The sequence below is a fragment of the Marinococcus luteus genome, assembly GCF_900106595.1.
In the GTDB taxonomy this organism is placed as follows: domain Bacteria; phylum Bacillota; class Bacilli; order Bacillales; family Marinococcaceae; genus Marinococcus; species Marinococcus luteus.
In genome coordinates this window covers 657,532-672,848 of record NZ_FNNC01000001.1, presented here as the reverse complement: position 1 = coordinate 672,848, position 15,317 = coordinate 657,532, and the positions used below count along the sequence as shown (strand labels likewise).

Annotated in this window: 18 protein-coding genes; all 18 read left to right on the top strand. The window is 50.5% G+C overall.

Translation table 11 applies throughout. The features are described 5' to 3' along the window. The first annotated feature begins 11 nt into the window (after positions 1-11). Entirely contained in the window at positions 12-239 is a 228-nt protein-coding gene (mtrB, locus tag BLV22_RS03280; protein ID WP_091611224.1) for a trp RNA-binding attenuation protein MtrB, read from the top strand. A gap of 98 nt (positions 240-337) precedes the next feature. After that, complete coding sequence (locus BLV22_RS03275; RefSeq protein ID WP_091611221.1) at positions 338-1,096, top strand: heptaprenyl diphosphate synthase component 1; 759 nt, start codon at positions 338-340, stop codon at positions 1,094-1,096. A 15-nt stretch (positions 1,097-1,111) separates the two neighbouring features. Further along, the gene (locus BLV22_RS03270; RefSeq protein WP_091611218.1) at positions 1,112-1,816 is read left to right on the top strand and encodes a demethylmenaquinone methyltransferase; all 705 of its coding nucleotides are present in this window, start codon (positions 1,112-1,114) and stop codon (positions 1,814-1,816) included. A gap of 30 nt (positions 1,817-1,846) precedes the next feature. Further along, entirely contained in the window at positions 1,847-2,707 is an 861-nt protein-coding gene (locus BLV22_RS03265) for a UbiA-like polyprenyltransferase (RefSeq protein WP_091611215.1), read from the top strand. A 50-nt stretch (positions 2,708-2,757) separates the two neighbouring features. Further along, entirely contained in the window at positions 2,758-3,618 is an 861-nt protein-coding gene (locus BLV22_RS03260) for a menaquinone biosynthesis protein (RefSeq protein ID WP_176967629.1), read from the top strand. A gap of 11 nt (positions 3,619-3,629) precedes the next feature. Then, positions 3,630-4,601 (top strand): heptaprenyl diphosphate synthase component II, encoded by a 972-nt coding sequence (gene hepT, locus BLV22_RS03255; RefSeq protein ID WP_091611210.1) that lies wholly within the window; start codon positions 3,630-3,632, stop codon positions 4,599-4,601. Positions 4,602-4,684: 83 nt separating this feature from the next. Then, complete coding sequence (ndk, locus tag BLV22_RS03250; protein ID WP_091611207.1) at positions 4,685-5,134, top strand: nucleoside-diphosphate kinase; 450 nt, start codon at positions 4,685-4,687, stop codon at positions 5,132-5,134. A gap of 69 nt (positions 5,135-5,203) precedes the next feature. After that, positions 5,204-5,377: a YqaE/Pmp3 family membrane protein gene (locus tag BLV22_RS03245; RefSeq protein WP_091611204.1), complete on the top strand. Its 174-nt coding sequence runs from the start codon at positions 5,204-5,206 to the stop codon at positions 5,375-5,377. A gap of 171 nt (positions 5,378-5,548) precedes the next feature. Then, positions 5,549-6,364 (top strand): CheR family methyltransferase, encoded by an 816-nt coding sequence (locus BLV22_RS03240; protein ID WP_091611202.1) that lies wholly within the window; start codon positions 5,549-5,551, stop codon positions 6,362-6,364. Between the two features lie 111 nt (positions 6,365-6,475). Next, positions 6,476-7,648, top strand: a complete 1,173-nt coding sequence (aroC, locus tag BLV22_RS03235; RefSeq protein WP_091611199.1) for a chorismate synthase — start codon at positions 6,476-6,478, stop codon at positions 7,646-7,648. Between the two features lie 3 nt (positions 7,649-7,651). Then, positions 7,652-8,731 (top strand): 3-dehydroquinate synthase, encoded by a 1,080-nt coding sequence (gene aroB, locus BLV22_RS03230; protein ID WP_091611197.1) that lies wholly within the window; start codon positions 7,652-7,654, stop codon positions 8,729-8,731. Between the two features lie 13 nt (positions 8,732-8,744). Further along, positions 8,745-9,125: a chorismate mutase gene (aroH, locus tag BLV22_RS03225; RefSeq protein ID WP_091611194.1), complete on the top strand. Its 381-nt coding sequence runs from the start codon at positions 8,745-8,747 to the stop codon at positions 9,123-9,125. A gap of 242 nt (positions 9,126-9,367) precedes the next feature. After that, complete coding sequence (trpE, locus tag BLV22_RS03220; protein ID WP_342706662.1) at positions 9,368-10,876, top strand: anthranilate synthase component I; 1,509 nt, start codon at positions 9,368-9,370, stop codon at positions 10,874-10,876. After that, positions 10,869-11,894: an anthranilate phosphoribosyltransferase gene (trpD, locus tag BLV22_RS03215; RefSeq protein WP_091611188.1), complete on the top strand. Its 1,026-nt coding sequence runs from the start codon at positions 10,869-10,871 to the stop codon at positions 11,892-11,894. Before trpE ends, trpD begins: the two co-directional genes overlap by 8 nt. After that, entirely contained in the window at positions 11,887-12,669 is a 783-nt protein-coding gene (gene trpC / locus BLV22_RS03210; protein WP_091611185.1) for an indole-3-glycerol phosphate synthase TrpC, read from the top strand. Before trpD ends, trpC begins: the two co-directional genes overlap by 8 nt. After that, positions 12,644-13,309, top strand: a complete 666-nt coding sequence (locus tag BLV22_RS03205) for a phosphoribosylanthranilate isomerase (protein ID WP_091611183.1) — start codon at positions 12,644-12,646, stop codon at positions 13,307-13,309. The genes trpC and BLV22_RS03205 overlap by 26 nt, the downstream gene beginning before the upstream one ends. Then, positions 13,287-14,489, top strand: coding sequence for a tryptophan synthase subunit beta (gene trpB / locus BLV22_RS03200; RefSeq protein WP_091611180.1), 1,203 nt, complete (start codon positions 13,287-13,289; stop codon positions 14,487-14,489). Before BLV22_RS03205 ends, trpB begins: the two co-directional genes overlap by 23 nt. Beyond that, positions 14,482-15,306, top strand: a complete 825-nt coding sequence (gene trpA, locus BLV22_RS03195) for a tryptophan synthase subunit alpha (RefSeq protein ID WP_091611178.1) — start codon at positions 14,482-14,484, stop codon at positions 15,304-15,306. The genes trpB and trpA overlap by 8 nt, the downstream gene beginning before the upstream one ends. Positions 15,307-15,317 lie beyond the last annotated feature (11 nt).

Sequence of the window (15,317 nt, the reverse complement as noted above, 5' to 3'; positions counted from 1 at the left end):
GAGGGTCTTAAATGCAGAATGGAGATGATTTTATCGTCATCCGGGCAGAAGAAGACGGTGTCAACGTCATGGGCTTGACCCGCGGCAAGGACACCCGTTTTCACCACTTGGAAAAATTAGATGGCGGAGAAGTACTCATCGCGCAGTTTACCGAACATACATCTGCGATTAAGGTGCGAGGCAACGCGGTTATACAAACAAGCTACGGCGAAATGAAGGCAGGAAGCGGGGAAGATTAACGTAATCTTTCTTGGAAACAAAGAGGCTGTGCTATAATTGAAGAGCATAGGACGTAAGAAATGAAATCACCAGCATTTAAGGGGTTGGGGGAAGCGGCATGAACAACTACTGGACACCATGTGCAGAGGAAATAAAAAAAGAGTTTCAGCGCCTGACCCAGCACTCGTATATTGAGCAGAAAATCGGGCTGCCGGAAGCGCACGAAGAGACGATCCATCTTCTGCTTGAGGCGTTAAGAGAAGCCAAAGTGCCCCGGGAACGGATGGTGGAACAAATTGCAGCTGTACTGCTTGTGCAGTCAGCATTTAAAGCTCATGAACAGATTCAGCTGCATAACGACGGCGATGACAAAAAAATAAGGCAGCTGACGATTTTGAACGGGGATTTGATGAGCAGTCTTTACTACCGTCTGCTCAGTACCGCCTTTCATCAGGAAATCCTTCTTGTTTTTACATCAGCAATCCGAAGCATGAACGAAGCGAAAATGAAACTGCATTTTGGTGAGTGCCGGGACCATACCGATATGCTTCAAACACTTAGAATGAGTGAAGCGGGCATTGTGGAAGCGGTCATCCATTTTTATGGACGCCCGCATCTTGCAGTAGCTTCCTCGTCTATTTTTGCCTTAAAGAGGCTGCTTCATGAATGGGAGTGGTTTGGCTGTACCGAAGAATTTTCAGCTTGTGCCGCCCAGGTACAGTACTGGGAAGGCCAGTCGCAAAGCGCACAGCAAATATTAAAACAATTAATCGATCAAGAACACAGCTTTTTTCATCAGCATGTCGAAAAAGACGAACAGCTCTCTGATAAGCTGCAATCGTTAATGGATGAATGGATAGCTGTAGGTATTGAGTAAAAAGGGGTTTCAATAATGGCTACCCAAAAAGAAAATAAAGTATATCAGGTGTTCCAGTCTATTTCAGGCAACTATGATCATATGAACAGCGTGATCAGCTTCCGGCTGCATAAGCGCTGGCGGAAAAAAACAATGAAGCAGATGAACGTCCGTCGCGGAGCAAAAGCTCTCGATTTATGCTGTGGGACGGCAGACTGGACGATTCAGCTTGGTAAAGCAGTAGGAAAAGGCGGCAGCGCCACCGGCATCGACTTCAGTGAAAAAATGCTTGAAGTCGGCAGGGAGAAAGTGCACCGGGAACAGCTAGCAAACATCGATTTAATACATGGAAATGTAAACAGTCTCCCATTTCCGGATAACTCGTTTGATTACGTAACGATAGGTTTCGGCCTACGGAACGTATCCGATTATCTGCGGGTGCTTAAGGAAATGGAGCGGGTGCTGAAGCCTGGCGGCACCGCTGTGTGCCTGGAAACGTCCTGGCCGGAAAACAGCATCGTGGAAAAATTTTATTCCTTTTATTTTCAATCGGTCATGCCGGTGATAGGAAAAGTATTGATTAACCGGTACGACGAATACCGCTGGCTTCAGGAATCAACTTTGGCCTTTCCTTCGAAAGAAACACTTGGGGTTATGTTCATGGAAGCAGGGTTCAGCCAGGTGCAGATGTCTCCTTATTCTGCCGGAACAGTCTGCGCCCATATCGCCCGCAAAAAATGATAAGATGACAGTGATAAGGAAGTTGAACCAATGAGTAAAATTAAAACTATTTTAGAAATGATAAAATTTGAACATACCGTATTCGCCCTCCCGTTTGCTTTTCTGGGAGCGGCGCTCGGCGGCCTGATGATCAACGGCTCCTGGCCCTCCATTGCTGACTGGATCTGGATTACACTGGCAATGTTTGGTGCCCGAAGCGCTGCAATGACGTTGAACCGCCTGATTGATGCTGAAATAGACGCCCGTAATCCGCGAACGGAAACACGTGCCATTCCTGCAGGAGACGTTTCACGAGGTCAAGCCATTTTGTTTGTGCTTGGATCTTTTTTTATTTTATTTGTCGCTGCGTTTCAGTTAAACATGCTGGCGGTCTACCTTCTGCCAATTCCTGTTTTTTTTATGACGCTTTATTCATACACGAAGCGCTTTACGTGGCTCTGCCACTTGTTTTTAGGAGTAACAATTGGCATCGCTCCGCTTGGCGGTTGGGTAGGAGTGACCGGCACGCTTCAGCCGGAGGCATTTTTGCTGTTTACGGCGGTGGCGATGTGGATTGGCGGATTTGATATTATTTATGCGACACAGGATGCGGAGTATGACAAGCGCGTCGGGCTGAATTCCATCCCGGCCCGCTTCGGTATTGCGAAAGCTCTTTACATCTCCCGGGGGTTCCATCTCGTCAGTCTGGTTTCCCTTCTGGCCCTGTATCTGCTATCGCCGCTCAGCTGGTTTTACCTTGTGGGGGTTGCCGCGGCTGCTGCGATCATGATCTACGAGCATTCTCTGGTGAAGCCTTACGATTTGTCGAAGGTCGGGGTCGCTTTTTTTCCCATGAACGGGATTATCAGTATTGTGATATTAGTATTTACCCTTGGAGATATTTTAATGTAAAAATATGTACACCTGCGTAGGGAAGATGTATACGATTTGGAGAGATGGTTATGTCCATAACAATGGGAGAAATCGCATATACGAATGCAAAACCGTTTTTTTATTATCTTGACCGGCAAAAGCTCGAGCGGGAAGGGGTACGGTTCGAACAGGACGTACCTGCTTCGCTGAACCGAAAGCTCGAAGAACAAAAGCTGAGCGGAAGCGCTGTATCTTCGTTTGCTTTTGGGTCCAGTACGCGTGCTCTTTCGCTTCTGCCGTCTCTTTGTGTAGCTTCTGCCGGCAAAGTACGGTCCATTTTGTTCTACTCCCGGTACCCTCTTGAAGAGCTTGCGGGGAGACGGATTGCTTTGACATCGACAAGTGCGACAAGCGTTCACCTGCTGAAAATTATTCTTCAGGAATTCTATCAGGTGACAGAGGCGGAGTATCGAACACAGGCACCCGACCCGGTGAAAATGAAAGAGCAGAACGATGCTTACCTGTTAATTGGCGATGACGCCATCAAGGCTTCCTGGGAGGAAAGTGACTGGTTCCGTTACGATCTCGGCGAGTTGTGGTATGCTCATACCGGCCTGCCGATGGTTTACGCTGTATTTGCCGTACAAAATGAATCGTTCCAACAGGACGGGAGCACGTGGTCCGCTCTGCATCACGACTTTCTGCAAAGCCGCCGCACTGCGCAGCAGGACGATTTTGCCGGAATGGCCAGTGATTACAGTCACAAGCTCGGAGGCAGCAGGGCGTACTGGCAGGAGTACTTCCGGGGGCTTCATTTCACGCTTGGAGCCAGGGAGCAGGAGGGCCTGCTTTATTATTACCATCTCGCTTATAAGTATGGATATTTAAATGAAGCAGTTGAAAGTTTAGATATTTTGCAGCCGGGAGACGAGGTGCATTATTTATTTTGAAGGTGAATAAGATGAAGCTGATGGATCTGTACAGAGATTTAAAACCGGATATTAAAGTGATCGAAAAAACGCTTGAAGAAGCGGTGGATTCGAAGCACACCGTCCTGACTGAAGCGTCGAATCATTTATTAAAAGCTGGAGGCAAACGCATCCGGCCGGTTTTAGTGCTGCTAAGTGCGAAATTTGGAAATTATGATATTGGGCATATCAAACATGCTGCCGCTTCGCTTGAACTGATACACATGGCCTCCCTTGTTCACGACGACGTGATAGATGACGCCGAGCTGCGCCGGGGCGAGTCTACAGTCAAGGCAGCATGGGATAACAAAGTAGCGATGTATACCGGTGATTATATCTTTGGAAGTGCTGTCGAGTGCGCAGCCTACTACCGGGATCCTGTGATCAACCGAATTATCTCAAAGACGCTGATCGAAATATGCGTCGGCGAGATCGAACAGATCCGGGACCAGTACAACTGGGAGCAGCCGCTGCGGACGTACCTGCGCAGAATACGGAGAAAGACAGCAGTTTTGATTGCGGCCGGCTGTGAACTCGGTGCTGCAAGCGCCGGAGCATCAAAAAAGACGCAGCGCCAGCTTTACCGGTACGGCTATCACCTCGGCATGTCCTATCAGATTATCGATGATATTCTCGATTTTACCGGCAGCGAAAAAGAGCTTGGAAAGCCTGCCGGGGGCGACCTGAGGCAGGGAAATGTAACGCTGCCTGCGCTGTATGCGATGCATCAGAATCCACAGCTGCACGAAAAAATCAGTGCGGCCATTCAGGAAGAGGCTGTCGACGAAGAGCAGGTGTCCCGCATTCTTTCGGAAATCACCAATTCCGGGGGCATCGAATATGCGAAGAAAATGAGTGAGCGGTATCTGGAGAAAGCCTATGAAGCTATCGCCACTTTGCCGGACATAGAGGCAAAGGATTCTTTAAAGGACATTGCTGCGTATATCGGCGGCAGAAAATATTAATTCCCCGTCCAGCGTGTAATTGCTAACGCTTTCAACTTTTGCTATACTAATTTTGGTAAATAGTAATGGATGGGGGAAGAAATATGACAAGTGAACGCACGTTTGTAATGGTAAAGCCGGACGGAGTCCAGCGTGGACTGGTTGGCAGAATTGTTCAGCGTTTTGAAGAAAAAGGCTTGAAAATCGCCGCCGGTAAATTTATGCACATTTCACCTGAATTAGCCCAAAAGCATTACGAAGAACATCAAGAAAAGCCTTTTTTTAATGATCTGGTCGGTTTTATTACGTCGGGTCCCGTGTTTGCCGTAGTACTCGAAGGCCAGGATGCCATACATATTTCCCGGCTGCTGATCGGGAAAACAGATCCAAAAGAAGCACCGGCGGGAACGATCCGCGGTGATTACGGGCATGTGAAGGAGAAAAACGTTATTCACGGCTCAGATTCCCTTGAGAGCGCGGACCGGGAGATCGGTTTATTTTTTAAACCGGAAGAAGTGCTCGAATATGAACGTTCCATCGATGCCTGGCTGTAAAACAAGATTAATCTGCCACGCTTCTGGGAATACACTCTTATAGACAATTCAAGATAAGGGTGATAACTAATGATGTATTTACTGGCAATACTTTTGCCGCCGGTGGCGGTGCTGATCGTCGGCCGGCCGTTTCAGGCATTTATCAATTTTCTGCTGCTCCTGGTCTTCTGGGTGCCGGCATCCATTCACGCCTGCTTCGTCGTAGCGGACTCCAAAGCGGAAAAACGGGCGAAAAGATATTAATCTAAAGCGTGTCCCTGCTGGGGGCCGCTTTTTTTATAATTCACCGGCACCTGCTTTTCAAGTGAACATTCCCCTTTCGCTGGTCGATATAATGAAAAAGATCTTTAGGCGGAACCTGAAGAAACAAGGCCGCCGTGATATAATAACGATACTCAGCAAAGTGGGGATATGATGCCAAGCAGACAAAACGGAGCAGTGGAAAATCAATTGAATGAGGATTACGGTGCATTCGTGCAAAAAATGAAGGGCATGACCGGCCTGGATCTGCACTTATACAAAGAGGCGCAGATGAAGCAGCGGCTGTTTTCCTTTTTACAGAAAAAAGGTTTTCATTCGTTTACAGATTTAATTGAACGGGGGCTTCAAAAAGATGAAGCGCTTCTGAAGGAAATACTTGACCGGATGACTATCAATGTTTCTGAATTTTTTCGTAATCCTTGCCGGTGGGAGGTGCTGCAGACATCGATTCTGCCGGAAATACTTAACAAACGCAGTAATCCGCACATATGGTCTGCAGCGTGTTCTACCGGTGAAGAACCGTACTCGCTTTGGATGATGATGAAAGAAACATTTCCGGGGTTCTCCTTTTCTATTACGGCGACAGACATAGACAGCCGTATTCTGGAACAGGCGCAGATGGGTATCTATTCGAGCCGTGCCGTAGAAAACGTGCCACCGGCATATCTGCAGAAATATTTCGAAGCGGGCCCGCCGGCCTACCAGTTTGACACAAAAGCGGCTGCCCGGGATATTCGCTTTAAAAAGCAGAATCTGCTTGCAGACAATCCGGTAAGGGAGGTAGATGTTATCATTTGCAGAAATGTAATGATCTACTTTAAAGAAGAAGCGAAGGATTATATTTATAAGCAGTTTTACGGCGCACTGCGTCCGGGAGGTGTGCTGTTTGTCGGAAGCACAGAGCAGATGTTTCATCCGGAAAAGTATAAGTTTGAGCCGGCCGGAACTTTTTTTTACCGAAAAAGCTAAGCTTTTCAGGAAGATGAAAGAAGGCAGTTTCGCTAAATAGAGGATTATGTTATCATTTACTGCATAAAAGCACTAAAGAGATACGTATGGAGCAAAGGGGAGAAGGCACATATGAGATTTTTAACCGCAGGAGAATCACACGGACCACAGCAGACAACGATCGTTGAGGGAGTCCCAGCGCAGATGGAGCTTCTTGAAGAAGATATCAACCAGGAACTCGCAAGACGCCAGGGCGGATATGGCCGGGGCCGCAGAATGCAGATTGAAAAAGATAAAGTGAAGTTTTTAAGCGGGGTCCGGCACGGGAAAACGACCGGAGCGCCGATTACGATGGTCGTCGAAAATGACGATTTTGTGCACTGGGAAAAGATTATGGGCACCGAACCGCTCTCCGAAGAGGAAGCGGAAAAAGTGAAGCGGAAAATTACACGCCCCCGTCCCGGGCATGCAGACCTGAACGGGGCTATTAAATACGGGCACCGTGACATGAGAAACGTGCTCGAGCGTTCCTCGGCGAGAGAAACAACTGCGCGGGTAATGGCAGGTGCGCTGGCGAAAAAAATTCTTAAAACCTTCGGAATAGAAATTGGCGGCCAGGTTCTTACGATAGGCGGTATCCATTCAGCACAGACGTCTTATTCCTCTATGCAGGACCTTCAGGAAAAATCAGAAGCTTCGCCGGTCCGCTGTCTGGATCCGGAAGCGGAAAAACAAATGATGGAAGCGATCGACAAGGCGAAGGCTGATGGCGATTCCATTGGCGGCGTCGTACAGACCGTAGTGGAAGGCCTGCCAGTGGGACTGGGCAGTCATGTGCAGTATGATCACAAGCTTGACGGCAAAATCGTCGGTGCGGTTGCAAGCATTAACGCTTTTAAAGGGGCTGAAGTCGGTATCGGCTTTGAAGCGGCAAACCGGCCGGGAAGCCAGGTGCATGATGAAATTGTCTGGGACGAACAGAACGGCTATTACCGGAGCACCAACAACCTTGGCGGGTTTGAAGGCGGGATGACCAACGGTATGCCGGTAGTCATCCAGGGCGTGATGAAGCCGATTCCGACCCTCTATAAGCCACTTCAAAGCGTAGATATTGATTCCAAAGAACCGTTTAAAGCGAGCATTGAGCGCTCGGACAGCTGTGCGGTGCCTGCTGCTTCGGTTGTAATGGAAAATGTCGTGGCGTTTGAAGTAGCCGTCTCCTTTTTGGATATGTTCGGTACAGATAATGTGGACCGTATCCGCCGGAACTTTGAAGAGTACGTGCAGGAAGCGAAGGATTTTTAACTGATGGAAACTGTGCAGATACAGGCGGAGAAAAGAAGCTACCCGGTAATGATCGGGGAAGGGCTCCGCTATCAGCTTGCAGATGTTTTAAAGGAAACCACAGCTGGCAAGAGCCGCTTCCTGCTCGTCGTGGACGAGGCTGTGGACGCTCTTTACCGGGAAGAAACAGAAAGCCAGCTCGCCCGTCTGCTTCCCGTAAGCACCTATGTAATGCCTGGAGGGGAGCAGTCCAAATCGGTGGAGGAGCTTTCCAGGCTGTGGGAATTCGCAGCGGAAAGCGAAATGGACAGAAAGTCAGTCTTTGTGGCGCTCGGCGGCGGAGTGGCCGGAGATTTGACCGGCTTTGCGGCGGCCGGTTACATGCGTGGGGTGGACTATATTCAACTGCCGACTACTCTTCTTGCCCAGGACAGCAGCGTGGGTGGAAAGACGGGGATTAACCTGCACGCAGGCAAAAATCTGGCCGGGGCTTTCCATCCCCCTCTGGCTGTCATATATGATACCGGGACGCTGCATACCCTGCCTGACGCTGAATGGCGCTCCGGCTTTGCCGAAATGATCAAGCACGCCTACCTTGACGGGGAGGCCTTTTTACAGGATTTAAAAGCCCGCGTACAGAGCGTGGAGGACATGAAGTCGCCGGAGGTTGCTTCGTGGATTAAACGGTCGATTGAAGTTAAAGCGCGTATTGTCGAAGAAGACGAACGCGAGCAGGGCGTGCGTGCATTTTTAAATCTGGGGCACACGCTTGGCCATGCCCTGGAAAAAGAAATGGGCTACGGGCGCATCACTCACGGAGAAGGAGTGGCAGCCGGGCTGTGGTTTGCTCTTGCGGTAAGTAATAACGAAGGTGCAGGCCACTGGGATCTGGAAAAAGAAAAAGCGTGGCTCGAATCGCTCGGGTACCCGGTGGACGCACCCGGAAGGCTTTCGGCTGACACGATAGTGGAATCGATGAAAAGAGATAAAAAAGCTTCCCACGGGGAGATCCATTACGTGCTGCTCGAGAAGCCGGGAAAGCCGATGACAGCAAAAGTGGAAGAAAACACGATCAGGCAGCTGCTCGATCGCTATTACAAATAGGCAGGTGACAACAGTGATACGAGGTGTACGGGGAGCAACAACGGTAAAAGAAAACCGCGCAGAAGAGATCTGGGAGGAAACCGGCCGCGTGCTTGAGGAGATGATTGCGGAAAATCACATTACTGCGGACCAGGTCTCGCATATTTGGTTTACGGTCACTTCTGATCTCGATGCTGCTTTTCCGGCAAAAGCAGCGAGGAAAATTCCCGGGTGGGAGTTTGTTCCGGTAATGTGTGCCCAGGAAATTCCGGTGCCCGGGAGCCTGGAGCGGTGCATCCGTGTGATGATGACTGCGGAAGTAAATGTACCTGCAGAAGATGTGCAGCATATCTTCTTAAACGAAGCGGTGGCGCTTCGTCCGGACCTTGGTTTGACAAAGCAGAAGGATTCCTAGTAGGATAAGTATAAGTTTAGAGCAACGACAGTTAAGGTATAGATGAGCGCTGCCATCGGAGGCAGCATAGAGAGTTAGAAGAGCAGAGGCAGAATAGCAGAGAATAGAAGATACCTGACAATACATTTAACCAAAAAATCCTGCGTAGTTATATGCAGGGTTCTCTTCTATCATGCCTCTCTGTCCGCAGAGAGGTTTTTCTCGTGTTCTGGCATGCTTTTCCTATCAAAGGAGGAAAAACCGTGACCAAAACAACGAAGCAGGCATTCACTGACGCGTGTGCGTCCCACCGTACAATTCCCTATATGGAGCATTACTTTTCCGACACCCTCACCCCCATCGATGTGTTTCGCCACTTTCAGGAAGACGCTGTATATCTGCTGGAAAGTAAAGACGAAGCCTCTCCGTGGTCCCGCTACTCGTTTGTCGGGCTTCATCCTTCCTATCGGATTGTAGAACAGGGAGGAGAGTTCCGTCTTGAGAAAACGGACGGCACCCTCATACTTACAGCTTCTAATCTGGAAGCCTGCATGCAGCAGGCGACAGACTATATTGATCCTTCGCTGCCGGAGGTGGATCTCCCATTTAAAGGCGGCGCTGTCGGGGCCCTCTCGTACGATGCTGTGGAATTGTTCGAGCCGAAGCTCGCTCCGGACAGCTCCCCGGAATCACGCATACACTTTGTGTACTGCAGCACGATTATGGCGCTCGATCAGACGAACAAAGAGCTGACGATCATCTATTACGATGAACATACAGATAAAGAGACTGAAAAACGCTTTGAGGAAGCAAAGGCCACGGTCGGAAAGCTTCAAAAAAGTCTTCAGAACGGAAATTCCGGATCCGCAATGTACCCGCCGCTTGAAAAAAATACAGCAGTGGACTTCAGCCGGGTCCAGTCTAATTATTCGAAGGAAGACTTTATGGATGCAGTGGAGAAAATTAAAGAATATATTGTAGCCGGAGACGTATTTCAGACGGTGCTGTCCCAGCGTTTTGAGCTGCCGACAACGGTGAGCGGCTTTGACCTTTACCGGGTGCTCCGCATGATTAATCCGTCGCCCTATTTGTTTTACCTGCGGCTCGGGGAAACAGAAGTGGTGGGAAGTTCTCCGGAACGGCTCGTGCAGGTGCTCGACGGTCACGTGGAAATCCATCCGATTGCCGGGACCCGCAAACGGGGACAGACAGACAGCGAAGATAAAGCACTCGAAGAAGAACTGCTTGCCGATGAAAAAGAGCGGGCGGAACACTTTATGCTCGTTGATCTGGCGCGAAATGACGTTGGCCGGATTGCTTCCTACGGTACGGTGGAAACGCCGGTGCTGCTTGAAACAGTCCGCTTCTCGCACGTAATGCATATTATCTCCAAAGTGACAGGAAGGCTTTCCCCATTCGTTTCTCCGGTCGCGGCTCTTCAGTCCGCTTTTCCAGCCGGAACCGTCTCCGGAGCGCCAAAAATCCGGGCAATGGAAATTTTAAAAGAACTCGAGCCGACCAGGCGCGGAATGTACGCCGGGGCTGTGTGCTATATGGGCTTTGACGGCAACATTGACTCCTGCATTGCCATCCGGACTATGCTTGTGGAAAATCAGACGGCAAAGGTCCAGGCCGGAGCCGGCATCGTTGCTGATTCGGACCCGGCATCGGAATACGAAGAAACGCAGAATAAAGCAGCAGCTCTTCTCCGTACTGTAGCCGCTGCCGAAGCAATGTTCACCGATGAGAAGGGAGAGAATATTCATGCTTAAAGCACTGTTGAATAAATGCATTGAGGGGCATACACTAAAAGAACAGGAAGCGGAACAGGCAATGGACTTTATTATGCAGGGAGAGGCTACACCAAGCCAGATTGCCGGTCTTATTACCATCATGCGGTTCCGGGGCGAAACGGTGGAAGAGCTGACCGGATTTGTCCGCAGTATGCGCCGTCACGCCCTTTCTTTAGAGCATGAGGAGCCTTCTCTTCTCGACACGTGCGGCACCGGCGGCGACGTAAGTTCAACGTACAATATTTCCACTGCTTCTGCGATCGCATTAAGCGGAGCGGGGATTAAGGTCGCCAAGCACGGCAACCGCTCGGTATCATCCAAAAGCGGGAGCGCCGATGTGCTTGAAACACTGCAGGTGCCCGTGCAGTCAGGACCTGAGGAAGCGGTAAAGGCTCTGCAGGAAAAAGGACTGGCCTTCCTGTTTGCCCCGCTCTACCATGTAGCGATGAAGCATGCCGTCACCCCGAGAAAAGAACTGGGTTTTCGTACAATCTTTAACGTGCTCGGTCCGTTAACAAATCCGGCAAACGCTGATATTCAGGTGGTCGGCGTGTTTGACCGGGAATACGGGGAGAAAATGGCCTACGTGCTGAAAAACCTGGGTGCGCGCCGGGCGTTATTTGTTACCGGCAGAGACGGACTTGATGAAATGACGATTTCAGACAGTACGTATATTACAGAGCTTCGCGACGGTGAAATTACGAAATATGAAATTACGCCGGAAGAGGCGGGACTAACGAGAGCTCCCGTTGAAGAAGTGCAGGTGGAAACAGCGGAAGAAAGCGCAGCGCTGATCGAAAATATTTTTAACGGATCAGAAACTGGGGCAGCAAAAGACATTTTACTATTAAACATGGGCGCTGCATTTTATGCTGCCGGCCGGGCAGAAACTATCGCGGACGGTGTACAGCTTGCGGAAGAAGCCATCCGCGGGGGTAAAGCCGAACAGCAGCTGCAGCGCCTGCGGGGAAATGAGGTTAATTCAACGTATGCTTGAAAAAATACTGCAAACCAAACAGGAAGAACTCTCCCGTATTACGATTGGCGAGCGTCCCGATGTACCTTTTTACTCACTGAAAAAAGCACTGCAGCAGGATCCGCCGAACGTACAGATTATTGCGGAAGTCAAAAAAGCTTCGCCCTCCAAAGGGCTGATACGGAGTGATTTCGATCCGGAAGCCATCGCCCTTGGCTATGAACGGGGAGGCGCCGCCGCCCTGTCGGTGCTGACGGATGAAACGTATTTCCAGGGGAGCAGCAGCTATCTGACAGCGGTCAAAAAAATCTCTTCTCTGCCTGTACTGCGCAAGGACTTTATTATCGATGCCAGACAGGTGGAGGAGAGTGCGGCGATGGGGGCAGATGCTATTTTACTGATCGCAGAAGCCCTTGCCCCGGAAAAGCTGCACGAATTATACCAGCAGGCCTACGAGCTCGGGATGGAGGTGCTTGTAGAAGCACATTCGCCCGAAAAGCTGCACGACCTGCTCCATCAGTTTACGCCGGAAATTATCGGTATCAATAACCGTGATCTTCATACGTTCCATACAGAACTCGGGCAGACAGGAAAAGCAGCTTCGTTTATACCGGAAGGCAGTGTGCTCGTGAGTGAAAGCGGCATCCGTACAGACGAAGACCTCGATTATGTGCAGCTGCTCGGGGCAGAGGCGGCACTCGTCGGAGAATCCCTGATGAGACAGCCGGATGTACGAGAAGCTTTACTAAAACTGCGGGGAGTGAGCAACCATGCCTCCACAGACGCCGATGTTTAAAATGTGCGGCCTGCATTCCGAAAATGATGTGCGGCTTGCAGCTTCTTCCTCCGCGTCGTTCGCAGGGTTTGTATTTGCCCCGGGGAAACGGGAAGTTGAGCCGACAGCCGTGCGCGAATGGCTGCAGGCTCATCCGCTGCACGGTAAAAAGGTGACAGCCCTGTTTGTGAATGCGCCGGTGCGAAAAGTGATTGCGACCGTTGAAGAAATACAGGCGGACGTGATTCAGCTGCACGGTGAGGAACCGCCGGAAGAAGCAGCGATCATCCGCCACCGTACAGGGAAGGATGTGTGGAAAGCCCTCCCGCACGGAGAATATACTCATCAGCAGATCGATGCCTATGCGGATTACGTTGATGGTTTCATCATCGACGCCAAAGTTGATGGCCGGTTCGGGGGCTCCGGCGAATCCTTCGCCTGGGAGCACGTGCCCGGCTATATTAAAGCTGGAAAAGCCCACCGTCTTCCGTTATTTATTGCAGGAGGAGTCCGTCCGGAAAATGTTGAAGACCTGCTTGCGTATCATCCGGCGGGTATTGATATTTCCAGCGGGCTCGAAAAAGACGGAGTAAAGGATGCCGGCTTATTAGAACAATTAGAGAAGAGGTTGAATAGCTATGCAGCAGATATATCCCGATGAACACGGACGGTACGGGGATTACGGCGGAAAGTATGTGCCGGAAACACTCATGTATGCACTAGAGGAACTTGAAGAGGCATTTAACGCTGCCTGGGAGGATGAATCCTTTCACGAGGAGTACCAGGACATTCTGCGTGAATATGCCGGCCGGGAAACCCCGCTGACGTTCGCGGGGCACCTGACGGAGCATCTGGGCGGAGCAGAAATTTATTTAAAACGGGAAGATCTGCTTCATACCGGTGCCCATAAATTAAACAATGCCATCGGCCAGGTGCTTCTGGCCAGACGGATGGGGAAATCAAAAATTGTTGCAGAAACAGGCGCCGGCCAGCACGGCGTGGCAACGGCGACCGTCTGTGCTAAGTTTGGGCTGGAGTGCAAGGTGTTTATGGGTGAAGAAGATATGGAGCGGCAGGAACTGAATGTCTTCCGGATGGAGCTGCTTGGAGCGGAAGTGCTGCCTGCATCGTCCGGAAACAAAACTTTAAAGGACGCCACCAATGAAGCGATCCGCTACTGGGTGACAAACGTTGAAGATACGTTTTATCTGATCGGTTCGGTTGTTGGTCCGCATCCATATCCAATGATTGTCCGGAACTATCAGCGGATTATTGGAGATGAGACCAAACGGCAGATGCAGACGCGGTGCGGGTCTCTTCCGGATGCGATTGCAGCATGCGTGGGAGGAGGAAGCAATGCGATCGGCATGTTTTATCCGTTTCTGCAAGACGATGTAAAGCTTTACGGTGCGGAAGCAGCCGGCATGGGCGTTCATACAGCTATGCACGCAGCAACGATTTCGAAAGGCACCCGCGGGGTGATCCACGGGTCACTGACGTATTTAATCCAGGATGAAAATGGACAGATCATTGAGCCGTATTCTATTTCCGCCGGACTGGATTATCCGGGCATTGGACCGGAGCACGCCCATCTGGCTGAAAGCGGCCGCGTGGAATACACGGGTGTGACAGATGAAGAAGCACTGGAAGCACTTTCGCTGTTAACAAAAAAAGAAGGCATCCTTCCGGCGATTGAAACCTCCCATGCCCTTTACCTGGCGTTTGAAAAAGCTAAACAGATGGACAGAAGTGAACGAATCGTCATATGCCTCTCGGGGCGTGGAGATAAAGACGTTGAAACGATCCGCCGCCGGATGGAAGGGGAGAGCAGTGATGAATAAAGCAACAAACGTGCTGACTGTGGAAGAAGCGGCAGCGCAGGCGTCATACCCTTTGTTCGTGCCATTTATTATGGCAGGGGATCCGCATGAAGAAGCGACGATTTCGATTGCTCTTTCGCTTCAGGAGGCAGGCGCCCACATTTTAGAGCTCGGTATTCCGTATTCTGACCCGCTGGCTGACGGTCCGCTGCTTCAGCGCTCAGCCCAGCGCGCACTTAAAGGAGGCATGAGCCTGAAAGGGGCTCTGCGCATGATCCGGACGATGAGAGAACGCGGACTGACGATTCCGGTCGTCGTGTTTTCCTATGTGAATCCGGTCCTCCGTATGGGAGAAGAGACTTTTGTTAAAGAAGCGGCATCTGCCGGGGCTAACGGGGTGCTGATTCCGGATCTTCCAATGGAAGAGAGCAGTTTTATCAGTGAGGTTGCCAGGGAGAAGGGGCTGTCGGTCATTTCACTCGTGGCACCGACGTCTGCCCACCGCATTGAAAAAATTGCCTCTCAGGCCCAGGGCTTTCTGTACTGCGTTTCAAGTCTTGGCGTAACTGGTACAAGGGACGCCTTCCCGGATGAAGCCTACGCGTTTATCCGCAAAGTAAAAGAAGCAAGCACGGTGCCGGTCGCTGTCGGCTTTGGCATATCCAACCGCCGGCAGGTGGAGCTGCTTGACGGCGTGAGCGACGGTATTGTCGTCGGCAGTGCGATTATGAAAATCGTCGAAGAACAGCAGGAGGCACTCGTTTCGGCTGAAAAGACAGAGCGGGAACAGGCGCTGAACGAAATTAAAACCTTTGTCTCCACGCTAATTTCGTCGTAAGATAGTAATCA